A 22,149-nucleotide genomic window follows, 5' to 3' on the forward strand; every position below is an offset into this window, starting at 1 on the left:
TAGCAACCCCGGATTACTGAGCCGAGCCAGGATCCGTGATTGCCAAGGCTTGATCCAGCATTGCCTGGATCTGACCCAAGTTGGTGCGCAAGGCCTGCATTTCCTGACCGGTCAGACGCACAGCGGCTTCCTGGTCAAAAGGCATATCCGGACCATCGCCCAGACGATTGCGCGCACCACTGATCGTAAAGCCTTCGTCGTACAGCAAACCGCGAATCCGGCGTATCAGCAGCACCTCATGGTGCTGGTAATAACGTCGGTTACCGCGTCGCTTGACGGGCTTTAACTGCGTAAACTCCTGCTCCCAATAACGCAGGACGTGGGGCTTGACCAAGCAAAGCTCGCTGACTTCACCGATGGTGAAATACCGCTTGGCAGGGATAGGTGGCAAGGTCGCCGTCTTTTCGTTTGTGCTCATAGCCACTGATGCTCATCGACAATAGGAGTGATTTTACACGTTCAGTCAGGCAAAACTGTACGCAAACGTACCAGGCTTCAGTCCTGGTCATCCTCGGGCGCCACTGGCGCCCCTTCGACTACACTTTTGAGCTTCTGACTGGCGTGGAATGTCACCACGCGTCGCGCCGAAATCGGGATGACTTCACCCGTTTTGGGGTTGCGACCAGGACGCGGGGGTTTGTCCCGAACCTGGAAATTACCGAAACCGGACAACTTGACCTCGACACCATCGGCCAGGGAGTCGCGGATTTCGGCAAAGAAAGTATCCACAATATCTTTGGCTTCGCGTTTATTCAAGCCAACACGTTCAAACAAGAGTTCGGCCAGATCCGCCTTGGTCAGAGTACGCTCTACGTTCATTGTGTCTCCTTATGCTCGTGCCCGTGCGCCATGCGCAGACACCAGTGCCGCCAACAATGCATCCAGGCATTGCTCGACGCGTTCATCGTCCAGCGTGCTTGCGCTGTCTTGCAGCCAGAATCGAATCGCCAGACTCTTTTCCGATGCATCGTTCTTGTCGCGCCAGACGTCAAACAACTGAATATCTTTGACGATAGCCGCTTGCGGTGCCGTGCTGCGCACCTGGTTCAGTGTATCCAGCACAGCTTGATAGGATACGTCCTTATCCAGCCAAACCGCTAGATCTCGTTGCACAACGGGTTGCTTGGATACTTCCTGAGCGTGTACCACTTCGTCGTGAGAGATGGCATCAACGTCCACCTCAAAGACGACCGGCGCTTGATTCAAACCAAATTCGCTCAACCACTGAGGATGGATTTCACCGATCCAGCCTATGGTTTTACCATCCAGTTTCACACTGGCGCTACGGCCTGGGTGCAAGGCCGGGTGAGCTTCAGGCTCGAAACGGACTTGAGCAGCACGCTGACCCAGCAAAGTTTCCAGATCGCGCTTGACGTCAAAGAAGTCGACAAGACGATCGGGCTGTCCCCACTGCTCGGTCACAACAGGGCCCCAGGCTGCGGCCGCAATGCGGTTGGGCTGATGGATACCGGCCACGGTCAACGGACCATTTTCTTGAGAGGCATCGCGCATGAAGACGCGGCCAAACTCGAACACACGCACGCGCGACTGACGGCGGTTGGCGTTGCGTTCAATATTGGCCAGCAGACCAGGAATCAGGCTGGTACGCATCACCGCCAACTGGCTGGCAATGGGGTTCAACAAACGGATAGGGTCAGCCTGTCCGTTAATATCTTTTTCCCAAGACTCTTGCACAAAGGAGAAGTTGATCACTTCCTGGTAGTCCTGGGCGGCCAATACAGCGCGCAAGACGTGCGGACCACGCAAGGACTCGACTGGCACACGCATTTGTGCAGCAGCGACCGGAGGCAGATCAGGAATATTTTCAAAACCGTAGATACGGGCAACTTCCTCGATCAGGTCTTCTTCAATCGTCAAATCGAAACGGAAGCTGGGAGGATTGACCGTAAAGACTTCGTCAGCCACCGAGAAGTCCAGGCCCAACAAGGTGAAGATGCTCTCCACCTGCTTTTGATCCAGAGGAATACCCAGAACACGGCGGCAACGCTCCAGGCGCATGGCAACGGGCTTGCGCTCGGGCAAGGCCACAACCTGGTCATCCATAGGTCCCGCTTGGCCGCCGCAGATTTCCAGGATCAGCGCTGTGGTGCGTTCCAAATGCTGGGTAATGGAGTCGAAGTCCACGCCACGCTCGAAACGGTGGCTGGCGTCGGAAGAAAACTTGTAGCGACGGGCACGGCCCATGATGGCTTCTGGCCACCAGAAAGCGCCTTCCAGATACACATCCGTCGTATCCAGTGTGACAGCGCTTTGTTCGCCGCCCATGATACCGGCCATGCTTTGCGGCACATCGTTAACCGCAATCACACCCACATCGGTATCCAGCTCGACATTCAAACCGCTCAGCAGCTCCAGCGTCTCGCCTTTACGTGCCCAACGCACTTCCAGACCAGCCTGTACGTGCTGCAAATCGAACACGTGCGTAGGACGGCCCAGTTCCAGCATGACGTAATTGGAGATGTCCACCAATGCGGAGATTGAACGCTGGCCACTGCGCTCCAGACGAGTTTTCATCCAGTCCGGGGTTTTGGCACGCGCATTGACGCCACGAATCACACGGCCGGCAAAACGGCCGCATAAATCAGCGTCTTTCACGTTAACGGAAACGCGATCCTCAATAGTGACAGGAACAGGAGTGAAGTCTGGCAGTGTCAGTGGCTCGCCAGTCAGGGCGGCTACTTCGCGTGCCACGCCCAGCACGGACAGGCAGTCCGCACGGTTAGGCGTCAATTTCAATTCGATGATCTGGTCGTCCAGATCCAGCAGTTCACGCAGGCTTTGGCCCACTGGCGCGTCTGCATCCAGTACCAGCAAACCATCGTGATCTTGCGACAGACCCAGCTCGCGACCCGAGCACAACATGCCGGCGGACTCCACGCCACGCATTTTGACCGGGCCGATTTTCATGCCACCGGGCAGCTCTGCACCAACACGGGCGACCGGGATCTTGATGCCTTGAGCCGCATTGGGCGCACCGCACACAATCTGCAGCAGCTTGCCCGAGCCGTCATCAACCTGGCAAACGCGCAGGCGGTCAGCGTCGGGATGGGGGGCAATTTCAGCGATGAAGCCAACGACAACATGCTCAAAAGCAGGCGCAGCAGCTTGAATTTCTTCAACCTCCAAGCCAGCCATCGTCAGTTGATGACCCAGTTCTTCAGTTCCCAGTTTGGGATTCACAAAGCGGCGCAGCCACGATTCGGAAAATAACATGATGCAAAGATGGAGACGTAAAACGGCGTATACCGGAACCGACCGGGCCTAAAAGGCCCAGCGGCGCGAAGTAGGAATCAACGATTGAACTGCTTCAGAAAGCGCAGATCGCCTTCAAAGAACTGGCGCAAATCGTTAACACCATAGCGCAACATAGTCAGGCGCTCCAGTCCGGAACCAAAGGCGAAACCGATGTAACGCTCTGGGTCCAAACCGAAATTGCGCACCACTTGCGGGTGAACCTGCCCGGAGCCGGAGATCTCCAGCCAACGGCCCTTGTTGGGGCCGGAGGAGAACATCATGTCAATCTCGGCGGATGGCTCGGTAAAGGGGAAGAAAGAAGGTCGAAAGCGCACGACCAGATCGTCGCTTTCAAAAAAGGCGCGCAGAAAGTTCGTGTAAACGCCTTTCAGATCGGCAAAGGAAATATCCTCGGCAATCCACAGCCCTTCCACCTGGTGGAACATGGGCGAGTGGGTGGCATCACTATCGACACGATAGGTGCGGCCGGGAGCAATAACCTTGATAGGGGCCTTGTTCATGCGTGCATAACGCACCTGCATGGGACTGGTGTGCGTGCGCAGCAAATAGGGCAAACCCTGCTCGTCGTTCATATCGATATAGAACGTGTCTTGCATGGAACGAGCGGGGTGATTCTCTGGATTATTCAGAGCGGTAAAATTTGTCCAGTCATTTTCGATTTCAGGGCCGTCAGCCACATCGAAACCGATAGAGCGGAAAATGGCTTCAACACGCTGCCAGGTCTGGATCACCGGGTGGATACCACCGGTGCCACGACCACGGCCGGGCAACGTCACATCAATTTGTTCTTGAGCCAGTCGCTGGTTCAATTGTTCTGCCGCCAGGGCAGCACGACGATCGTTCAGCAGATCTTCAATTTCGCGCTTGAGCACGTTGATGCTGGCACCGGCTGCTTTTTTCTGCTCCGGCTCCATCTGGGCAAGGCCTTTCATCAAGGCAGTGATGGCACCTTGTTTGCCCAAAAATCGAGCTTTAGCGTTTTCCAGCGAAGCGGCGTCCTGAGACTGCTCAAATAAGGCCCGAGCCTGGGCAATCAGATCGTCGTGGGAGGAAGTCATGGCGTGTTACTTTCCAAAAACAAACGGAGCCCCAAAGGCCCCGTTTGTGAACTATACAGTCAGATACCGCTTAAGCAGCCAGAGCGTTCTTAGCCTGTGCAACAACAGCAGCAAAACCTGCCTTGTCTTTAACAGCCAAGTCAGCCAGAACCTTACGGTCCAAAGCGATGGAGGCTTTGTTCAGGCCGGCGATAAACTGGCTGTAGCTCATATCCAGTTCGCGGCAAGCTGCGTTGATACGGGTAATCCACAGCGAGCGGAATACGCGTTTCTTGTTACGGCGGTCACGGTAGGCGTACTGACCTGCCTTCATGACAGCCTGTTTGGCTATACGGAATACATTACCGCGACGGCCGCGAAAACCTTTGGCCTGGGCAATTACTTTCTTGTGGCGTGCGCGTGCGTTAACACCGCGTTTTACTCGTGACATGTTCGATTCTCCCTAATCAAGCGAAAGGCATCATTGCTTTTACGGAAGCGACGTCGGCTTTATGAACCTCGACGGCACCGCGCAACTGACGTTTGTTCTTGGTCGTCTTCTTGGTCAGAATGTGACGCTTGAACGCTTGGCCCCGCTTGATGGAACCGCTACCACGAACCACAAAGCGCTTGGAGGCGCTTTTTTTGGTTTTCATTTTAGGCATGAAATTACTCGACTAATTTGTGTCTGCGGGTGGTCGCCTAGGAAGCTGGCTGACACTTGTATGACCCAAAACAGGCACTTATTTTTTTCTTTGTCCGCTGCCAGAACAGATCCAAACAGGGGAAAAGCTCTTGATTATAGGGTGATCCCTGAAGGATTGTCCAGATATCAAAGGGATTTTTTGTAGGAGGGCCGTTGTCGGCAGGCCATAAAGGAAAACCAGAAACAATGACCCAGCCGGATGCGCGTCAGCACACGCGATCCGCTCAATCCTTGCGGAAGACTCCACCCGCCTCTAAGCATTTCACAAGCCCTCATTACTACGGGTGATCCCAAGGCATGGATCAGCCCACGCTTTACAACACCTTGTTGTCAGTGCTTCCCCACCATCACCACCGTTCGACCTTTGATCAAACAGTCGCTGCGCAGCTGTTTATTGCATGCATCGCATGCGTGGTATCTATTTTCCAAAAATCCATTCCATACCTAAAAACGAACTTTAAATATAAATAAATAACGCACAGATCGTTAATAAAATCAAAATACAACCAAACAAAAAAATAATCGTCGATTAAATAAAAAATCAATTATCTTGAAAACCAAAGCAGCCAGCACACCATAGGCAGCCAAAGCAATTCAAGTAAGATCACATATTGCAAGCCAACTCATAACTGGTAACGCTTGCAACCTTTTCATATATTTCGGAAACGTCTTTGACAATAATTTTGCAATCAACTTAACTAATAAATAACCAAAAATAAAACCAAATTAAAAGTTAAGGTCTTTTAAAATTCGATTATCTCAAAAGGAAAATCGAAAAAGACTTTTTGATGCAGTAAAAACCCTTTTTAATTTCGGAGTATTACCATGAGCACGATTACTGACCACAAGCAGGTATTGGCATGGATTAACGCCCTGGACATTCCCGACGCCCCGGCCGGCGGCAACCGTGTAACCGCACGAGCGACCAGCAGTGCCGACGAAGATGGTGCCGTCGTTGCCAAAGCCAGCATCCCTTGCTTTGTCAGCGGACTGAACGAACAATCCCGCGCCGACGTGCAAAACAGCACCTTGTTGATGCAACTGGCCGCTGACAAGAAATACCCCAACGAAAATGATCGCGAAAAATGGTTCAAGTTTTACTCGGATGGGCTGACCAACCTGGGCTGGGGTAGCAGCAGTAGCTTCTTTGAACGCTTCCAACCCAAGAATACGGACGTCACCATGGACCAGGTCGTACTGGAGGTGATACTGACAGTGGTTAACAACGTCAATAATCCGCTATACAAAATCGCCCAGGAAACATTCGGCGCCTTGAACAAGCCTGCCAATCAAAAACCCATGAAGCTGTTTGACCACAGCAGCACCAAAGAAGACCGCGGCAAATTCCAGATTCTGCCTGCTGGCCAGGACCAGCACGGCACCGTCAGCATGGTGCTGACCGCCATCAATGCACGGACCGACATCCAATCCGGCAGCTTCCTGTTCTGGAAATGGAGCAAATCCACCGCTTGGCTCTACCGCGCAGCCAACCTGATTGTGCTCAATGAATCGGTGTACTCGAAAGTACGCCAGGCAGTCATCGACAAGCTCGGCGATAACGCCGTGAACTTTGTGCTGGATCTGGATATTTAAGCACTGAATCAAGCCCGGCCTGTAAAGCCGGGCAGTGCGCTTGCAGACACTGGATTCAACAAAGGAGAATCAAGATGGCTTTTTCTACTGAGCAAACCTATGTGGTGTCAGGCAATCTGATTTCTGCCACCACGGAAGACACCAATACGCTGAGCTATGAAGACTTTATCCATTCCAACCTTTTGGCCCAGATGGGCGCCGATAAAAAACTGGGCTCCCGCTTTGTTGACCCCGCAGGCTGGCTGAGTTTTTTCAAGAATACAGTAGGCAATCTGTTCTGGAACCTGAGCGAGCAGGGAACCAGCACGCTGAAAATCTCAGCCGGTACCGCAAGCATCACCGTGCTGCAAATACTGGAGCAGAGTTTTTTCAAACGGCTCAACCAAGCGCAAATCGATAGCGCCACGGCAAGTGTTGATCTGTTTAGTCAACTCTCTGAAGATGATCCTGCCTTCATCCTCTATAACGCGAAATCACATGCCCAGATCTCTGCGGCTACCAAGGTGATCAAACCGCCCCAAAAAGAGACTTATAGCGTCAACTTGCAAATCAGTATTGCCCATACAGGGTCGGAAATCGCACTGTGCAATATTTTCTTCCAAACCAGCCAGGCAGTCAGCGACGAATTATTCACACAGAAATTCGCAATCAAAAATCTGATTGGAAACATTAATGTGTTTTATTTAAAGGCTCTACTCTCCGAGACCAATTACGGCCACATCAGGCAACAAGTTATCGAAAAGCTGGGTGAGAACATCAACACCAATATTGTGCTGGTAGCCGATAACAGCGATAAGCCCTCCCCCCCTTCCCCCACAGAGGCGCGCAGTTTCATACGCAGCCTGAAAATCTAAACAAGCAACGCACAGGCCAACCATGGAAGTCATGGCGCCTGTCGCCCTCAGACCGGAGCTTGCCCGATCCTGCCCCTCCCTAACGAGATCCGCTTTTTTGTTGTCTCGGCCTCATGGCAACTCAGGCCTGAACTGCAGTGCTTCGGCAATATGCGGTCTAGCAATCTGATCTACTCCGGCCAGATCCGCAATTGTTCTCGCCACCCGCAAGACTCTACCCTGCACGCGCTCAGACCAATACCAGCGTTTGCGTGCACTGGCCAGCAGTTGCAAGGCCTCCGCAGACAAACGCCCATACTCCTTCAAACCCGCTACCGATAAACGAGCGTTACGTACCGTCTGACGTGCCAACTGCCTCTCGATCGCCTCCTGTACCCGCAACCTGACCTGGCTGGACGCTTGCGCTGCTTGATCACGCTCCGGTTCGGACTCGCTTAAGGTCACCAAAAGATCAATCCTGTCCAGCATCGGTCCCGACAGGCGCTGCCGATACAGCTCCCGTTGAGCAGGAGAACACCGACACGCCCGATGACGGCTCGCCGCCCAGCCACAGGGACATGGGTTCATGGCAGCCACAAACTGAAACTGCGCCGGAAAAACCGCTTGCTTCTGGGCACGAGAAATATGCACGCAGCCCTGCTCCAGCGGTTCGCGCAACGCCTCCAGTGAACGCCGACTGAACTCAGGCAACTCATCCAGAAACAGTACGCCATGATGAGCCAGCGAAACCTCCCCCGGTCTTGGGCGGCTACCACCTCCAATCAAGGCAGGAGTAGACACACTATGATGTGGGGCACGAAAAGGGGGTCGCCTGCTGAAAAAATCCTGTTCCTGCACAAAGGAATACAAGGCGGCTACTTCCAGCTGAGCGTATCGCTCCAGGTCTGGCAATAGACCCGGCAGACGTTGAGCCAGCATGGTCTTGCCCACACCCGGCGAGCCATTCAACAAAAGGCTATGGCCACCCGCAGCGGCCACTTCCAAAGCACGGCAAGCCAAAGGCTGCCCCAGCACGTCCGACAAGCAAAGTTGTTGGCCATCATTCCACTCTTCTGACCACGGCCTGGCCAATGCGGGTTCCAGCTCCTTGTCCCCTCGCAGATACCTCGCCGCCTCTGCCAAACTGGCAACCCCGTAGACCTGCAGGTCAGGAACATGGGCCGCCATTTCTGCACTCTGCGCAGGCAAAAGCAAACAAAGCTCCGGATGCCGACGCGCCATACCCAGGGCAATCGTTAGCGCACTCTGCACAGGAACCACGGCCCCTGTCAAAGACAACTCCCCGGCCATGACATAGCGCTCCAGACCGGTGATCGCTTGCTCACGCTGCTTGTCATCCGGGCGGCTCAGCTGGCCGCTGGCCAATAAAATCGCCAAAGCCACGGGTAAATCAAAGCGCCCCGAATCCTTGGGCAAATCAGCAGGCGCCAGATTGATAGTCAGTCGGGCTGCAGGAAAGTCAAAGCCACTGGCCTGCAAGGCGGCCCGTATGCGCTCCCGGCTTTCGCGAATACCGGCATCGGGCAAACCAACAATATGGAAGGCGGGTAATCCTGGAGCGACATGCGCCTCGACACGCACGTCGATAAAATCCAGGCCCGACAAGGCACAACTGTTCAACACGGCCAAGGACATATGCCCTTCTCCCTTTCCAAGGCAAACATTCAGTCTGCCCGTCGGGAGAAATAAGCTCCAGATGCCTGCCTTAAAACATCACTGCGTACTTGTACGGTCCCAGGATCCTACTGAACCTGCACCCCCATGGAACTGACCAACTGGACGGCCTGCTCTACGGACAAACATGCGCCTTGGAAAGAGTTATTCAAGTCGTACAAGGTGATGCTGCCCAGTTCCACACTGCGCAGGTCTGCTCCCTTGAAGTTCACCCCTCTCAAGCTGGCGCCCCTCAAGCTGCCGCCTTCAAATACGGCATCCTGAAAATTGCAGCCGCCCAAGTCCGCATCGGAGAAATCCAGTTGCACCAGATTTTGCTTACGGAAATTAATGGCGCGCAAAGTTGCACCCACCAGCTTGCACTCGCGCAGGCTCAGGTCCAAACCACGGGTTTCGTTGAAAACAGCACCGCTTAGCTTGGAATCCTCGATCTGCAAGGAAGCGATCTGGGTGCGCACCCACTTGCTCAAGTGCAGATCACAAACCCTAAAACACGCCGAACTGAGATCAGCCAAGCTGAAATCCGCTTGACCCAGCTTGCAACGCTGCCAGACCGTGTCTTGCAAATGCGCCCGTGTAAAGCGGGCATTCAAAAAGCTGCAGCCCGAAAACTGCGCACCATCCAGCTCCAGACCCGACAGATCCTCATCATCAAAAGTGCAGTTCTCGAAACTCAAAGACTCATGGGAGACGGCCAAAAGATCAGCCAACTCATCTCTTGTGATCTGGACATTACTGACGAGCATGCTGCTTTCCCTTCCAAAAAAACTGAGCCAGCTTTATTGAGCTGGCTCTTTCATGATCTCTTTCATCTAATCCGGCGCTGATCTGAGCAAGGCCTAACGGCCATTGGGCAGACCCAAATGCGACAAGCGCCAGGCAATGATCAAACCCAAAACGGCAAAACTAACCGTCGCGACCCAAGCCCACTGCCATCCACCCAACGCATGTACAACCGACGCCACAACAGGGGGGCCCACAAACTGACCCAGTGAAGAACATTGCTGTACCCAGCCCACCGAGGTCGAGGTGGTCTCCGGCGAAGGTGCTGCCGTGACCGACAGGAAGAACAAGGTAGCTGGAATCAAGCCGCCCAGAATCGAAAACAACAGGATGGCGACAAACTGAACCACCAAGTTTTGTGTCAGCCCGAACGCAACGATGGCACATGCGATCATACCCAAGTAGCCTGCTTGCAGCAGTCTATGAGGTGGGATACCGGCATGCAAACAGCGCCCTGCCCCCAGATTACCCACGACATTCCCAGCAGCAATCAAGGCTGTCAGCAAACCGGCGGTGCCAACTGCTATCTGCGCCTGATTGTAAATAGTGGGCATGAAGCCCACGACTGCCGCCCATTGCGCCGCATACACACCAAAGGCCAAAGCCAGCAACCAAACCCGGCCGGAGCTTAAAGTCGTGCGCAGCAGTCTGGTCCAGCGATGAGCAGAGGTATGCTGCGCCGCACTTCTGGTTTGAGTCTGAGAATCCGGTGGCACCAGAAGGAAGGTCAAAATCATGAAGATGGCTGTCAATACACCGAGAACCACCCACAAGGTACGCCAGGAGCCAACTGCCAACCAGGCAGCGCCAGCCCACAGCATCAAGACCGCCCCCGCGGGCATGTAACAGCCCCACAAACCCATGACTCGGCTCAACCGCGCCGCATCAGTAATACGTTTGATCAAGGCGGGAATGGGCAGTACCACCATCAGAAAGCCGCAGCCTTCTATCATCCGCCCGAACAAAACCAGAGCGCTATGTTCAAACAAGGAGCCGATTAACGAGGCCAGACTCAAAATACCCAGCCCCGTCAAAATGCAGCGACGCAGACCAATTTTCTCGGAGATCAGGCCTATGCATAGCCCCAGCAACATCCCGGCCATTTGCACGCTGGCCAGCAGAAAACCTGCCTGCACCAGATCCATGCCCAGTTCGCGCTGCATAAAAGGCAAGGCCGGGGGTACTTTCCACACATGTTGTGCGGCGCACACCCCGGTCAAGACCAGAAAAACAGCAATAAAAAAGGGGCTGGCCGATTGTTTGCCCCCAGGCCTGGTGACTGTATTCAAATGAAGTGATCAGCCTTGGCTGCCCTCTTGAGCAGAGGTGTCACCATCTTGAGGAACAGGAGTTTGCCGCCCTTCCAAGGCTTGCAAACGTGTTTCCAGAGCCGCCACACGAGCCAGTGCGCGTTCCAGCATCAGCTTGTAGGTATCAAACTCTTCACGAGTAACCAGGTCCATACGGTTGAAGGCCTGACCCATAAAGGCTTTTACATTGCGCTCAATATCGGCAGCCGGACTTTTGGCGATCAGCTCCGAGACGTTTTTTTGCAGATCTTCCAGCCATTCGCTACGATTAATCATGGTCCCTCTCCTTAAAATATTGACACTACCAGCAGTATAGAAAAAGCGGGTGCCAAAGGCACCCGCTTTTTGCATTTGGCCAGACAATCAGCCGAATTATTCAAGCCTTAAGGTTTGGCTTGTTCCGAAGGCACGGAAGACGGCGAGGAGTCAACACCATTACCCAGCCTGTCCTGGATGGCTTTGTCAGCCTTGGCAGCGCCGTCTTTAATGGCATCGCCCGTACGGCTGGCAGCATCGGCTACTGCATCCTTGGCTTCACCAGCTTTTTCAGCGACTTTATCGCCAGCAGCCTTGGCATCTTCCTTCAAGGAGTGGGTATTTTCCTTGGCGTTCTCTTTCTGTTCCTCTGCTTCTTTTTTGACGTCGTCAGCAACTTTAGCGGCGTCCTGCTTCAGTTCTTCCGTTTTTTGCTCCAGGGACTTGTCAGCCTCTGGTGCGGGTGGAGTGGCAGGTGCTGTCGATTGTGGAGCAGCGACAGGAGCAGGTGGCGCGCTCGTAGCGGCTTTGTCGTCCTCTTTGGAACACGCAGCCAAAAGAGTCATCGAAGCAGCAGCGGCCATGACAGCAAAATGAGCACGAGTCAGTTTCATAAGATTTCCTTCCTACTATTCCAAGGTCGCTAGATAGAATGGGCCGATGCCTGGTGCGACTTCCGGCTCGGCCTTGGGTCTGTTACAACTCCCCTAGAAGCCATTCTATCGGTGCTGAGCACACAGACCAATCTATTAGTGTAAATCCTGATTTCAATTATTCTGACGATATAGCTCAAGCTTCATGACAAACCCTTTAACAACAAGCATCTAGAGAGCGAACAGGTCCAGATACGTTGTTACAAATGGAATCCCTCGTAGGACTACAGCTGGGCTTTGTTACATATTTGCCAACTAAATTGGCCTGTTTTCAATTACTTAGGCGGCTAAGGTAGCCAGATCGATGCGCTCGGCACGGTTCAAGGCACTGGCCACTTTCACGCGCAAGGCATTGGAATGCGATAGGCGCACTTCTTTTTTCACATCCAGCAGTTGCTGCGGATGCATGGAAAATTCTTTCAGGCCCAGCCCCAGCAACATGCGAGTCACCGAAGCATCCCCCGCCATTTCCCCACAGACCGCCACCGGTTTGCCAGCACGATCAGCCGCATTGATCGTGTGTGCAATCAAACGCAAGACGGCTGGGTGCATGGGGTCGTACAGGCTGGCAACCTCAGCATCGCCCCGGTCTACAGCCAGAACATATTGAATCAAGTCATTGGTGCCGATGGACAGAAAATCCAGTTCCTGTACAAAGGGCTCAATGGCGATGGCTATGGCGGGCACTTCCACCATAGCCCCCAATAAATAGTTGCGTGCGAATGGGGTACCGGATTTTTCCAGTTCCCGAGCTGCCGACTCAATAGCCTGACGACTGGCATGCACCTCGTTCATGGAGGAAATCATGGGGATCAAAATACGGATTTGTCCATGCAAGCTGGCACGCAACAAGGCGCGTAGCTGGGTGGCAAACATCTCGGGCCTGTCCAGACAGTAGCGAATTGCACGCAAGCCCAAGGCCGGGTTAGTCGCTACCGTGGCATCTCCATCCAGGGTTTTATCGGCCCCAATATCCAGTGTACGGATAGTGACGACCTTGCCCTTCATGGCTTTTACTACACGGGAGTACGCTTCGTACTGTTCCTGCTCGGAAGGCAAATCCGTGCGTCCCATGAACAAAAACTCGCTGCGGAACAAGCCAATGCCATCGGCGCCCGCTTTCAAAGCCAGCTCCGCCTCCTCGGGAAGCTCGATATTGGCTTCCAGGCGGACGTTAATCCCATCCAGCGTCATCGCTGGCGCATCCAGCAACTCTTCCAGTTCAGCCCGTTCGCGACGATAAGCTTCCTGACGCTCCCGGTATTCGGCCAACACTTGCTCCGACGGATTCACAATTACCGCACCCGAGAAGCCGTCCACAATCAGAAAGTCGCCATCGCGTATCAGACTGCGAAAGCTGCCCAAACCCACTACAGCAGGAACACTCAAGCTGCGAGCCACAATCGCTGTATGTGAGGTGGGCCCACCCAAATCCGTCAGAAAACCGGCGAAATGACCACCGCGCAAGCGCAGCATATCTGCCGGGGAAATATCGCGTGCTACCACAATCAGCGGCTCTTCCTGAGCGGCTGAAAAACCAGGCAGCAAAGCAGGCTTGCCTGCCAGAACGCGCAATACGCGCTCGATAACCTGGCGCACATCAGCACCACGCTCGCGCAGGTATTCGTCTTCCATTTGGGAGAACTGCTCAACCAGCATCTGACCTTGCGAGGTCAGAGCCCATTCTGCGTTGTAGTGACGCTCGGCAATGATGGCGCAGGTTTGCTGCGTCAGCATGGGATCGTCCAGAAGCAGACTGTGCACTGTCAGGATAGGCGCAAGCTCGCGTGGTGCATCCACAGGCAACTGGTCCACCATGGCACGAAGCTCGTCACGGGTACTGGCCATGGCGCTAAGCAGGCGCTGGCTTTCAGAATCGACGTCTTCGGCGGCAATCCGGTAATGAGGGACTTCCAGTGCTGCTGCGCTCATTACCACGGCCTTGGCAATGGCGTACCCCTTACCGACTGCTTGACCTTGAGCGGTAAACATCGCGGACAAATCAGACGCCGGGGTTCGAGCTGCAGCACTATTCATGACCAGATTTCTTCCTTATTCGTTTTCACCAAACTTGGCGTCAAACAACGCCTGAATATCATTGAGGGCCTGATCGGCATCGTCACCCTGGGCATCGACAACCACAGTGACCCCCATTCCGGCGGCCAGCATCATGACACCCATGATACTTTTTGCATTCACGCGCTGAGAGCCACGCGCGATAAAAATCTCACTGCTATAACGGCCGGCCAACTGGGTAAGCTTGGCTGCTGCCCGTGCATGAAGACCTAATTTATTACTGATCGTGATGGATACGCTAGGCATAGGGGCAACTGGAAAAATGAAAGTGAAAATTCAAATTAGCAATGGCAGTCGGCGTGAACAATGCCACGCAATGCGCCTGCCATGACATCCTGAGCGAACTGCTCGGGATTGTCACGTCGCTCGGTCAAGGCTTTCAACACCATGCACATATTGGTGCCGGTCAATAAATAAGCGCCCTGCCCTTGATCTTGCAAAGCTTGCTGGACTCGACGTGCCACGTTAAAGGGGGTGGCACCGTAAAGATCACACAGTATCAGTGTGGCGGGCGAGTCCGGCGCTTGCGTTTGCAACTGCCCCAGCAAGCGGTCCACCGCCGTATCCGTGCATTCGTCGGCCTGAATGTCAAAGACAAACAGATCTGGCTTTTCGCCCAGGACGTGCTCGGCACAGCTGGCAAACGCGCTGGCCAGGGGCTCGTGCATGATCAAGGCAAGGCGAATCACGCGCGTCCCGTCGCTTTTTCGACGGCCTCGGCAAAACGCTGTGCAACATCAAAGCCGGTCTGTTCAGTAATTTCAACGAAACAGGTTGGGCTGGTCACATTGATTTCCGTGACGTAGTCACCAATCACATCCAAACCAATCAGCAGCAAGCCACGTGCGGCCAGCACAGGGCCCAGGGTACGGGCAATGTGCCAGTCGTGTTCGGACAAGGGCTGAGCAACCCCGCGACCACCTGCGGCCAGATTGCCGCGTGTCTCGCCGGCCAGGGGAATGCGAGCCAGGGCGTAAGGTACAGGTTCGCCGTCAATGATCAGGATGCGCTTGTCACCCTTGACGATTTCAGGGATGTAGCGCTGCGCCATAATGGTTTGCGTACCATTGGCTGTCAGCGTTTCCAGAATCGCACCCAGGTTGGGTTCGGGATCTTGCAGACGGAAAATACCCATGCCGCCCATGCCATCCAGCGGCTTGACGATCACATCCTTGTATTCCTGGTGAAAGGCGCGCAAGCGGGCCATGTCACGGGTGACCAAGGTGGGTGGGGTAAATTCCGGAAATTCGGTAATAGCGAGTTTTTCAGGGTGATTGCGAATAGCCTCGCCTGAATTGAATACCTTGGCCCCCTGCTCCTGCGCAAAACTGAGCAAGTGCGTGGAATAGGAGTATTCCATATCGAAAGGCGGGTCTTTGCGCATGATGACTGCATCAAAGACATTCAATTCCTGCTCGGTGGCAGGCTCGGGATGTGTCCACCACGAAGGCGCACGCAAATCGGCATCGGCAGCAATACTGACAGCCTGACTGCGCGTACGAACCCGACTTTGGGAAATGTACAAATCAGACTGCAAGGTCACGCTGACGCGATGACCACGCGCCAGAAATGCACGCATCATGGCAACGGAGGAATCCTTGTAAGCCGACAGGCTGGGCAAGGGATCAATGATGAATAAAACGTGCATATGACACCTAGAGAAAAACGCCTTTGCAGCCGGGCTGCAAAGGCGATTGTGCCCGACCCGCTACTTGGGAGCGAGTCGAGCGACGCATAATGCTCCTGGGCGGATCCAGGCAGTATCGTGCAAGAGTATCAGGACGCTTTCTTGCGAGGCGCCAAGACCATGACCATTTGACGGCCTTCCAGCTTGGGCATGGCTTCAACCTGACAGATTTCGCTGACTTCGTCGCGAATCCGTTCCAGTACGCGCATACCCAGTTCCTGGTGAGCCATTTCACGACCACGGAAACGCAAGGTCACTTTGACCTTATCGCCATCATCAATAAAACGCTTCACATTACGCAGCTTGACCTGGTAGTCGCCTTCGTCCGTACCAGGACGGAATTTGACTTCCTTGATCTGAATAATTTTTTGCTTGGCCTTGGCTTCTTGTTGGCGTTTCTGTTCCTGATAGCGGAATTTGCCGTAATCCATCAAACGGCACACCGGTGGTACAGCCGCAGGGGCGATTTCCACCAGATCCACATCATGCTGTTCTGCCATTGCCAAGGCGTCAGGCACCTTGACGATACCTAGCTGCTCACCCTCGACTCCAATGAGTCGCACCTCTGGAATACGAATTTCACCATTGATGCGATGTTTTTTCTCGGTTGCGATGTCGAAAACTCCTAAAAATGTCGATAAAAACGATAGCGTTCCTGTTTTACTGACGGCTATCGATCTCTTGCTTCAATCGTGCTGAAAAATCGGCTATTGGCATGACGCCCAAGTCCACGCCACCACGCGCACGCACGGCGACTGCGCCGTTTTCACGCTCTTTTTCACCCACGACCAGAATATAGGGCACTTTTTGCATACTGTGCTCACGGATTTTACGAGTGATTTTTTCACCACGCAAATCAGAGGAGGCACGGAATCCCATTTTCTTCAGGTTTTGCGCCACGGATTGAGCATAATCGGCTGAACTTTCGGAAATGCAGCATACCACCACATGCTCAGGAGCCAACCAGGCAGGCAAGGCACCGGCGTGGTTTTCGATCAGCATGCCGATAAAGCGCTCGAAGGAACCCAAAATAGCACGGTGCAACATGACAGGCACACGACGCTGATCCTGGGCATCCACATACTCGGCGCCCAAACGGGCTGGCATGGAAAAGTCCACCTGGATGGTGCCACACTGCCAATGACGACCAATGGCGTCTTTCAGCGTGTACTCAATCTTCGGACCGTAGAAAGCACCCTCGCCTTCCGAGATCTCGAACTCGCAGCCGGTACGGCGCAAGCTTTCGATCAGGGCTTGTTCAGCCTTGTCCCAGACCGCATCGTCACCGATGCGCTTTTCTGGGCGAGTAGCCACTTTGTACAGAATTTCGGTAAAGCCAAAGTCCGCGTAGACGGCTTGCAACTGAGCAGTAAAGGCAGCGCACTCGTCTTGCAGTTGGTCTTCGGTACAGAAAATATGGCCATCGTCTTGGGTAAAGCCGCGTACGCGCATCATGCCGTGCAAGGCACCCGAGGGTTCGTTACGATGGCACTGACCGAACTCGCCGTAACGGATAGGCAGTTCACGGTAGGAATGCAGACCGGAATTGAAGATTTGCACGTGACCGGGGCAGTTCATGGGCTTCAAGCCATAAACACGATTCTCCGACTCAGTCGTGAACATGTTTTCAGCGTAGTTGTCCCAGTGGCCAGTTTTCTTCCACAACGACAAATCCAGAATTTGCGGTGCTTTCACTTCCTGGTAGCCATTGTCCTGATAGACACGGCGAATGTATTGTTCGACCTGTTGCCAGATCACCCAACCTTTGGGATGCCAGAAAATCAGACCAGGGGCCTCTTCCTGGAAGTGGAACAGATCCAGCTCACGGCCCAGTTTGCGGTGGTCGCGGCGCTCGGCCTCTTCCAGCATGGTCAGATAAGCTTGTTGATCTTCCTTGGTCGCCCAGGCAGTCCCGTAAATGCGTTGCAGCATTTCGTTATTGCTGTCGCCACGCCAGTAAGCCCCGGCTACTTTCATCAGCTTGAATACTTTCAGCTTGCCAGTAGATGGCACGTGAGGGCCACGACACAAGTCAATGAAATCGCCTTCGCGATACAGGCTGATCGGCTCGTTGGACGGAATGGAGGCAATGATCTCTGCCTTGTAGTCCTCGCCAATGCTCTTGAAGAACTCGACGGCATCGTCGCGCAACCACTCTTCGCGGGTAACCACTTCGTCTTTCTTGGCCAGTTCCGCCATTTTCTTTTCAATGGCTTCCAGATCCTCGGGCGTAAAGGCACGCTTGTAGGAAAAGTCGTAATAAAAGCCGTTGTCAATCACCGGGCCGATGGTAACTTGGGCATCCGGAAACAAGCTCTTGACCGCGTAAGCCAGCAAGTGAGCAGTGGAGTGACGAATCAAATCCAGACCGTCAGCGTCCTTGGCGGTAATGATGGCCAAATTGCTGTCCTGGTCGATCACATACGAGGTGTCCACCAGACGCGACTCGGTGCCGGGCGTGCCGACACGGCCAGCCAGGGCGGCGCGGCCCAAGCCAGTACCAATCGAGTTCGCCACTTCGCTGACGGAAACCGGGCCCTGAAACTCTCGCTGGGAGCCATCGGGCAGTGTGATTCGGACCATAACACTTCCTGAAATAAAAAACGCGGCCTTGAAAAAGCCGCGCTTTTGAATTGAACGTTCTTGGAAAGCAAACGAAACGCTACGCGGCCACGGCTAGATTTGCCGACGGGTAGTTCGCGTTGAGTTCATAAGATTCTGCTTCCCAAATAACACATTTGATTGGATAAGTTTATCACCTTCGCCCGCTATCGCGGCGTTGTATCGCCACAAAAACCACATTTGGCAAAGAATTCAGTCCATCCGGGGATACCAGCTACGGTAAAAGGCCCATTCTTCGGATTCCGAACCATCTTTCATCAAGCAGGTTCCATAGGCACCACGTCCACTTTCATGAACAATGGTTTGCCCGCCCATGCGCTGACAAAAACTGGAAGCCAGATTGGCCTGCCCGACTGGTTTGGTGGCCGTTTGGGGGGAGCTGGCGCATGCCGACAACATCAAAGAACCTGCACAGGCAGAAACTAAGCGGAAAAACATGATTTCCTTCTCCTTGACCTGATGTTTGCTGATGCCTGACAAATCATTCGAGATGAAGACTGTCCAGGCCGCGTCTGCTGTTAGCGCAGGGTTAAAACCCTCAAGCGCTGGTCGCGAAACAGATCGTGGAAGTAGCTTACTACACTTGTTTGATATGAAAAGTGTACGAAGGCAAGCGTGCAGCAAAAGCAACACGTCAGGTAAAAGAAGCTGCTGAAATCAAGCGTAAATATCGGTGCTTTATTGCAAAGCACGACAAGGCTGGGTGTAGATCAAGAGCGATGCAGCCAAAAAGACAACAAAATAAAGCCCAAAATACCGCAGCCAGCCAGCATTAATACCATAGGTACATAATCGATCAGATTCGAGGCATTAATCATGGCATACATCCCAAAGTCCCAACTAAAACAAGCTTGAGAATATGGTAGCGGGCCACCTTCAAAACATGAAGTCAACGATTGTCAAGATCCGACACAGAGACAACACAAAGACTAGGATTAGACTACATAAGCTTACTTTTGCGGCAAAAATCTTCGCAAAAGCGCATAACATGCAACAAAATGCCAGGAAGAGACGTTTTGTGCCTGCCCCCTATCCATTGAGCATTGTGAAAATGGCGTAAACCACAGGGACAGCCAAGGGGGTAATCATTAATAAAGCCGTATCACGCTTCCATGTCCTGGGACGGGTATGACAGAGTGTGACTCCCAGCAGGACTGTCACCAGCAGATACAAGCCAATAATAATGATAGTGGCTGCCATATCCTCTCCCCTTTGTGATTTGTTTTGCTGTGCTTTTGGTACTTACAAAGTCAGAGCTTGCGCTGCGTCTTGTCCGAACATGGGCGGAAAGGTATTGGCCGCCCACTGCCCTAATCGTGCCGCCGCTGCCTGGCTAGCCAACTTTAGGGCTTCTGATGGCTCCAGCCCCCTTTTCCAGGCCAGGGCAAAGCTGGATAAAAAGGCGTCTCCTGCCCCCACCGTTGAGCACACCGCCACCTTGCACGCAGGTTCCACATACTGCTGACCATTAACAGCCAACACCGCCCCCTGGACACCCAAAGTGATCAGCAAGGCTTGTTGAGAATGGTGTTGCAGACGCGTAGCCAGCTCGCACGCTTCCTGAATCGATAGCTCCAGCTGAATATCGGCACCCTGAACGCCTGCCAGCATTTGGGCCTCTACTGCATTCAAGCCCAGCACATCTGCGCGTGCGTAGACCTGCTTGAATCCCTGACCTTGATGCTGCAAACACGCCACGCTGGGATTCACTACCAGGCAGGCCGAAGTATCATTTCTGTCTGCCAAGGCCTGCGCTAAACTTTCCATAGGCTGCAAGGCCAAGGGAGCCACATAAATCAGGTCCGCTTGCAGATCTTGAGCCTGAACACGCAGGCAGGCATTTGCCCCACGTCGTGCCAGCACCGAAGCACTCCCGGACGGTTCAACCAGAACGATGGCTTTACCGGTGGGCTGATCAGAACAGACCTGCATGCTGCTGACATCAATCCCCAACTGCTCGATATGTGCACGCAAACGATCACCCAGGCCGTCTCGACCCAGTGCCCCAAGCAGGCGAACCGATTCTCCTTGCTCCATGAAGCTCGCTGTCGCATTAAGCGCCCCACCACCTGGATACAAGTCGATCGAGCCCACTTCCTGTTTGTCACCACGCGCCAGCTCGGCTGGCATGCCTGAGACCACAATATCAACGGTAATACTGCCAATCGCTACAAGCTGCACCCTGAACCTCGGCCATGAAAAAAGAGAGCATGAATCTGCTTGGAGCAGTATACCCACGGGCGCAAGCAGATAGTCTATGCTGGAAAATCAGGGCTGGGCGAGCCGTGCAAAGCCGAACAAGCGCACACATCTTTTCAGCCTGTTTGGGAGCCCATAAGAAGCCGACTAATAGTTGATGCAACAGACATCACAAAAAGTCTGGCTCAAGATAAAAAGACATGCTAAATTACTGTTTATCCATACAGCAAAAAGAAGCATCATGTCCTATACCATCACTTTGCACGACGCTCCTTCCGATATCACCGAACGCGGCCGCCGCGAGGCTGAGGAGCGTTTTCGCCGCAGCTTAGAAAAAGTCATGCAAGGCCCGGAGGCCGTGGTCCAGGCCTATCGAGCGTGGCAACTGGCCGAAGAAACGGCAGAGACGGAATTGTCCGGGGAAGACATTGCCCTGGCCAAAAAATGGATTGCCGCCGCCACGCGCGCCATGAGTGATGGCTTTCGTGATCTGGGCGAGTCCGAAGCTTACTTTGAGGTCCGTATCGAACGCTAATATAAAAGCCAGCAAATAGCTGGCTTTTATGATCTGGCATCAGGACTTTGCCGAAGGGTGGTCACGGCGCATCAGCTCCCACTCCTCGATCACCGTGCCATCCGGCAAGGTGCACATGCCCACTTGCCCTGCTGGTGTGTTGACGATATCCAAACGCCCGCCCTTCTCCACGCAATAAGCCGAGGCCGGATTGGCAATACCCACGGGTGGCTGTGTCGAGGCTTGATTGGCGCAAGCAGACAAGACGCCGACCAGTCCCAGGATTCCCCATTTCTTCATCGTGTTCTCCGGATAAATTCTGTACTGCTGTGTACTGTGCACGGACTAGTTTTCGGGCTGATCTTTTGGTGCTGTCAAAGGATTGGAAATATTTTCCCAGTGCTGGCAGTGAACTGAATGGTGTTCACCGTGTGGAATGAGCTTGCAATCCATGCCGACCTTGGCTTTGCCATCCACAAAAGGAAAGGCAAAATCGTAACGGGCCGGAATCCAGATTTTCAGTGACTGGTCGTGAAAGCCCATCTTCCCCTTGGCGACGAAACGGGCCAGACCTTCTTCAAAGTAATCAGGGCCGTTGTCGTAAATAAAGGGACGCAGAACTGCTTCGCCCCTTTCATTCACATAAACCCAGCCTTGTTCATCCTGTATCAGGCTTTGCCCTTGTGCGATGGGGCTGAATACAGGTAGTAGAACCAATATAAAAGCAGATAGGGCTGAAAGAATCCGTCGTCCGGATCCAAGCCCAGCAGCTTGCAATCCTGCAATTGCGGTTGCGGTTGCGGTTGCGGTTGCGGTTGCGGTTGCGGTTGCGGTACCAGTATCCACGCATGAACCTATGCCATTGCTCATATCGCGTACGGTTTCCACCTTAGCCACCACACTGATACGA

At 53.7% G+C, this 22,149-nt stretch carries 26 protein-coding genes; 4 read left to right on the forward strand and 22 right to left on the reverse strand.

What is annotated here, in order from left to right:
• Nucleotides 1-13 precede the first annotated feature (13 nt).
• From MID00_RS18630 to rpmI, 6 genes are all read right to left on the reverse strand, one after another.
• Nucleotides 14-418, reverse strand: a complete 405-nt coding sequence (locus MID00_RS18630) for a MerR family transcriptional regulator (protein ID WP_021446644.1) — start codon at nt 416-418, stop codon at nt 14-16.
• A 77-nt stretch (nt 419-495) separates the two neighbouring features.
• Nucleotides 496-819 (reverse strand): integration host factor subunit alpha, encoded by a 324-nt coding sequence (locus MID00_RS18635; protein ID WP_009454385.1) that lies wholly within the window; start codon nt 817-819, stop codon nt 496-498.
• Nucleotides 820-828: 9 nt separating this feature from the next.
• Entirely contained in the window at nt 829-3,234 is a 2,406-nt protein-coding gene (gene pheT, locus MID00_RS18640) for a phenylalanine--tRNA ligase subunit beta (protein ID WP_254499313.1), read from the reverse strand.
• A gap of 77 nt (nt 3,235-3,311) precedes the next feature.
• Entirely contained in the window at nt 3,312-4,334 is a 1,023-nt protein-coding gene (pheS, locus tag MID00_RS18645; protein ID WP_009454388.1) for a phenylalanine--tRNA ligase subunit alpha, read from the reverse strand.
• A gap of 70 nt (nt 4,335-4,404) precedes the next feature.
• Nucleotides 4,405-4,764 carry a 50S ribosomal protein L20 gene (gene rplT / locus MID00_RS18650; RefSeq protein ID WP_009454390.1) on the reverse strand — a complete coding sequence of 120 codons (360 nt, stop codon included), beginning with the start codon at nt 4,762-4,764 and terminating at the stop codon, nt 4,405-4,407.
• A gap of 16 nt (nt 4,765-4,780) precedes the next feature.
• Nucleotides 4,781-4,978: a 50S ribosomal protein L35 gene (rpmI, locus tag MID00_RS18655; RefSeq protein WP_003800367.1), complete on the reverse strand. Its 198-nt coding sequence runs from the start codon at nt 4,976-4,978 to the stop codon at nt 4,781-4,783.
• Between the two features lie 866 nt (nt 4,979-5,844).
• On the opposite strand from rpmI, the gene MID00_RS18660 reads away from it, so the two are divergent.
• Nucleotides 5,845-6,612 carry a hypothetical protein gene (locus MID00_RS18660; protein WP_254499314.1) on the forward strand — a complete coding sequence of 256 codons (768 nt, stop codon included), beginning with the start codon at nt 5,845-5,847 and terminating at the stop codon, nt 6,610-6,612.
• Between the two features lie 74 nt (nt 6,613-6,686).
• Nucleotides 6,687-7,466: a hypothetical protein gene (locus MID00_RS18665; RefSeq protein WP_009454394.1), complete on the forward strand. Its 780-nt coding sequence runs from the start codon at nt 6,687-6,689 to the stop codon at nt 7,464-7,466.
• A 111-nt stretch (nt 7,467-7,577) separates the two neighbouring features.
• Here the strand turns inward: MID00_RS18665 and MID00_RS18670 are convergent, their stop codons facing one another.
• The 12 genes from MID00_RS18670 to MID00_RS18725 all read right to left on the reverse strand — a co-directional run bounded on the left by MID00_RS18670 (nt 7,578) and on the right by MID00_RS18725 (nt 18,964).
• Complete coding sequence (locus MID00_RS18670) at nt 7,578-9,101, reverse strand: YifB family Mg chelatase-like AAA ATPase (protein WP_254499316.1); 1,524 nt, start codon at nt 9,099-9,101, stop codon at nt 7,578-7,580.
• 107 nt (nt 9,102-9,208) lie between these two features.
• Nucleotides 9,209-9,886, reverse strand: coding sequence for a pentapeptide repeat-containing protein (locus MID00_RS18675; protein ID WP_254499318.1), 678 nt, complete (start codon nt 9,884-9,886; stop codon nt 9,209-9,211).
• Nucleotides 9,887-9,979: 93 nt separating this feature from the next.
• Nucleotides 9,980-11,116, reverse strand: coding sequence for a CynX/NimT family MFS transporter (locus tag MID00_RS18680; RefSeq protein WP_254499319.1), 1,137 nt, complete (start codon nt 11,114-11,116; stop codon nt 9,980-9,982).
• 105 nt (nt 11,117-11,221) lie between these two features.
• Nucleotides 11,222-11,509: an accessory factor UbiK family protein gene (locus MID00_RS18685; RefSeq protein ID WP_009454398.1), complete on the reverse strand. Its 288-nt coding sequence runs from the start codon at nt 11,507-11,509 to the stop codon at nt 11,222-11,224.
• A gap of 107 nt (nt 11,510-11,616) precedes the next feature.
• Nucleotides 11,617-12,102: a hypothetical protein gene (locus tag MID00_RS18690; RefSeq protein WP_254499320.1), complete on the reverse strand. Its 486-nt coding sequence runs from the start codon at nt 12,100-12,102 to the stop codon at nt 11,617-11,619.
• A 318-nt stretch (nt 12,103-12,420) separates the two neighbouring features.
• The gene (gene ptsP / locus MID00_RS18695) at nt 12,421-14,133 is read right to left on the reverse strand and encodes a phosphoenolpyruvate--protein phosphotransferase (protein ID WP_021446646.1); all 1,713 of its coding nucleotides are present in this window, start codon (nt 14,131-14,133) and stop codon (nt 12,421-12,423) included.
• 60 nt (nt 14,134-14,193) lie between these two features.
• Nucleotides 14,194-14,463 (reverse strand): HPr family phosphocarrier protein, encoded by a 270-nt coding sequence (locus MID00_RS18700; protein ID WP_003800381.1) that lies wholly within the window; start codon nt 14,461-14,463, stop codon nt 14,194-14,196.
• Nucleotides 14,464-14,498: 35 nt separating this feature from the next.
• The gene (locus tag MID00_RS18705; RefSeq protein WP_009454402.1) at nt 14,499-14,906 is read right to left on the reverse strand and encodes a PTS sugar transporter subunit IIA; all 408 of its coding nucleotides are present in this window, start codon (nt 14,904-14,906) and stop codon (nt 14,499-14,501) included.
• On the reverse strand, nt 14,903-15,865 hold the full coding sequence (gene gshB, locus MID00_RS18710; RefSeq protein WP_009454403.1) for a glutathione synthase: 963 nt from the start codon (nt 15,863-15,865) through the stop codon (nt 14,903-14,905). The genes MID00_RS18705 and gshB overlap by 4 nt, the downstream gene beginning before the upstream one ends.
• 128 nt (nt 15,866-15,993) lie before the next feature.
• The gene (gene infC, locus MID00_RS18715; RefSeq protein WP_080584954.1) at nt 15,994-16,518 is read right to left on the reverse strand and encodes a translation initiation factor IF-3; all 525 of its coding nucleotides are present in this window, start codon (nt 16,516-16,518) and stop codon (nt 15,994-15,996) included.
• A 46-nt stretch (nt 16,519-16,564) separates the two neighbouring features.
• Nucleotides 16,565-18,487 (reverse strand): threonine--tRNA ligase, encoded by a 1,923-nt coding sequence (thrS, locus tag MID00_RS18720; RefSeq protein ID WP_009454405.1) that lies wholly within the window; start codon nt 18,485-18,487, stop codon nt 16,565-16,567.
• A gap of 231 nt (nt 18,488-18,718) precedes the next feature.
• On the reverse strand, nt 18,719-18,964 hold the full coding sequence (locus MID00_RS18725; protein WP_009454406.1) for a DUF333 domain-containing protein: 246 nt from the start codon (nt 18,962-18,964) through the stop codon (nt 18,719-18,721).
• 161 nt (nt 18,965-19,125) lie between these two features.
• Here MID00_RS18725 and MID00_RS18730 point away from each other — a divergent pair, with 161 nt between their 5' ends.
• Nucleotides 19,126-19,302 carry a hypothetical protein gene (locus tag MID00_RS18730; RefSeq protein ID WP_250757196.1) on the forward strand — a complete coding sequence of 59 codons (177 nt, stop codon included), beginning with the start codon at nt 19,126-19,128 and terminating at the stop codon, nt 19,300-19,302.
• A 253-nt stretch (nt 19,303-19,555) separates the two neighbouring features.
• Here MID00_RS18730 and MID00_RS18735 read toward each other — a convergent pair whose 3' ends face one another.
• Together MID00_RS18735 and MID00_RS18740 are read right to left on the reverse strand one after the other, a co-directional pair.
• Nucleotides 19,556-19,726, reverse strand: a complete 171-nt coding sequence (locus MID00_RS18735) for a hypothetical protein (protein ID WP_250757195.1) — start codon at nt 19,724-19,726, stop codon at nt 19,556-19,558.
• A 42-nt stretch (nt 19,727-19,768) separates the two neighbouring features.
• Nucleotides 19,769-20,707, reverse strand: a complete 939-nt coding sequence (locus MID00_RS18740; RefSeq protein WP_021446651.1) for a carbohydrate kinase family protein — start codon at nt 20,705-20,707, stop codon at nt 19,769-19,771.
• Between the two features lie 259 nt (nt 20,708-20,966).
• Between MID00_RS18740 and MID00_RS18745 the strand changes: the two genes are divergently transcribed.
• Nucleotides 20,967-21,260 (forward strand): hypothetical protein, encoded by a 294-nt coding sequence (locus tag MID00_RS18745; protein WP_003800394.1) that lies wholly within the window; start codon nt 20,967-20,969, stop codon nt 21,258-21,260.
• 39 nt (nt 21,261-21,299) lie between these two features.
• On the opposite strand, the gene MID00_RS18750 is transcribed toward MID00_RS18745, so the two are convergent.
• Nucleotides 21,300-21,539, reverse strand: a complete 240-nt coding sequence (locus tag MID00_RS18750) for a DUF333 domain-containing protein (protein ID WP_254499321.1) — start codon at nt 21,537-21,539, stop codon at nt 21,300-21,302.
• A gap of 45 nt (nt 21,540-21,584) precedes the next feature.
• Nucleotides 21,585-22,127 (reverse strand): WG repeat-containing protein, encoded by a 543-nt coding sequence (locus tag MID00_RS18755; RefSeq protein WP_254499322.1) that lies wholly within the window; start codon nt 22,125-22,127, stop codon nt 21,585-21,587.
• Nucleotides 22,128-22,149 lie beyond the last annotated feature (22 nt).

Source organism: Alcaligenes sp. NLF5-7, assembly GCF_024266725.1.
Classification (GTDB): domain Bacteria; phylum Pseudomonadota; class Gammaproteobacteria; order Burkholderiales; family Burkholderiaceae_B; genus Alcaligenes; species Alcaligenes phenolicus.

What these genes read in the sequence shown, in the direction of transcription:
- MID00_RS18725 (WP_009454406.1), bottom strand. Translation starts at nt 18,964, where the DNA reads ATGTTTTTCCGCTTAGTTTCTGCCTGTGCAGGTTCTTTGATGTTGTCG.
- MID00_RS18700 (WP_003800381.1), bottom strand. Translation starts at nt 14,463, where the DNA reads ATGCCTAGCGTATCCATCACGATCAGTAATAAATTAGGTCTTCATGCA.
- thrS (WP_009454405.1), bottom strand. Translation starts at nt 18,487, where the DNA reads ATGGTCCGAATCACACTGCCCGATGGCTCCCAGCGAGAGTTTCAGGGC.
- MID00_RS18745 (WP_003800394.1), top strand. Translation starts at nt 20,967, where the DNA reads ATGTCCTATACCATCACTTTGCACGACGCTCCTTCCGATATCACCGAA.
- rplT (WP_009454390.1), bottom strand. Translation starts at nt 4,764, where the DNA reads ATGTCACGAGTAAAACGCGGTGTTAACGCACGCGCACGCCACAAGAAA.
- rpmI (WP_003800367.1), bottom strand. Translation starts at nt 4,978, where the DNA reads ATGCCTAAAATGAAAACCAAAAAAAGCGCCTCCAAGCGCTTTGTGGTT.
- MID00_RS18735 (WP_250757195.1), bottom strand. Translation starts at nt 19,726, where the DNA reads ATGGCAGCCACTATCATTATTATTGGCTTGTATCTGCTGGTGACAGTC.
- MID00_RS18685 (WP_009454398.1), bottom strand. Translation starts at nt 11,509, where the DNA reads ATGATTAATCGTAGCGAATGGCTGGAAGATCTGCAAAAAAACGTCTCG.
- MID00_RS18665 (WP_009454394.1), top strand. Translation starts at nt 6,687, where the DNA reads ATGGCTTTTTCTACTGAGCAAACCTATGTGGTGTCAGGCAATCTGATT.
- MID00_RS18660 (WP_254499314.1), top strand. Translation starts at nt 5,845, where the DNA reads ATGAGCACGATTACTGACCACAAGCAGGTATTGGCATGGATTAACGCC.
- MID00_RS18675 (WP_254499318.1), bottom strand. Translation starts at nt 9,886, where the DNA reads ATGCTCGTCAGTAATGTCCAGATCACAAGAGATGAGTTGGCTGATCTT.
- pheS (WP_009454388.1), bottom strand. Translation starts at nt 4,334, where the DNA reads ATGACTTCCTCCCACGACGATCTGATTGCCCAGGCTCGGGCCTTATTT.
- MID00_RS18635 (WP_009454385.1), bottom strand. Translation starts at nt 819, where the DNA reads ATGAACGTAGAGCGTACTCTGACCAAGGCGGATCTGGCCGAACTCTTG.
- pheT (WP_254499313.1), bottom strand. Translation starts at nt 3,234, where the DNA reads ATGTTATTTTCCGAATCGTGGCTGCGCCGCTTTGTGAATCCCAAACTG.
- gshB (WP_009454403.1), bottom strand. Translation starts at nt 15,865, where the DNA reads ATGCACGTTTTATTCATCATTGATCCCTTGCCCAGCCTGTCGGCTTAC.
- MID00_RS18630 (WP_021446644.1), bottom strand. Translation starts at nt 418, where the DNA reads ATGAGCACAAACGAAAAGACGGCGACCTTGCCACCTATCCCTGCCAAG.
- MID00_RS18690 (WP_254499320.1), bottom strand. Translation starts at nt 12,102, where the DNA reads ATGAAACTGACTCGTGCTCATTTTGCTGTCATGGCCGCTGCTGCTTCG.
- MID00_RS18670 (WP_254499316.1), bottom strand. Translation starts at nt 9,101, where the DNA reads ATGTCCTTGGCCGTGTTGAACAGTTGTGCCTTGTCGGGCCTGGATTTT.
- MID00_RS18750 (WP_254499321.1), bottom strand. Translation starts at nt 21,539, where the DNA reads ATGAAGAAATGGGGAATCCTGGGACTGGTCGGCGTCTTGTCTGCTTGC.
- ptsP (WP_021446646.1), bottom strand. Translation starts at nt 14,133, where the DNA reads ATGTTTACCGCTCAAGGTCAAGCAGTCGGTAAGGGGTACGCCATTGCC.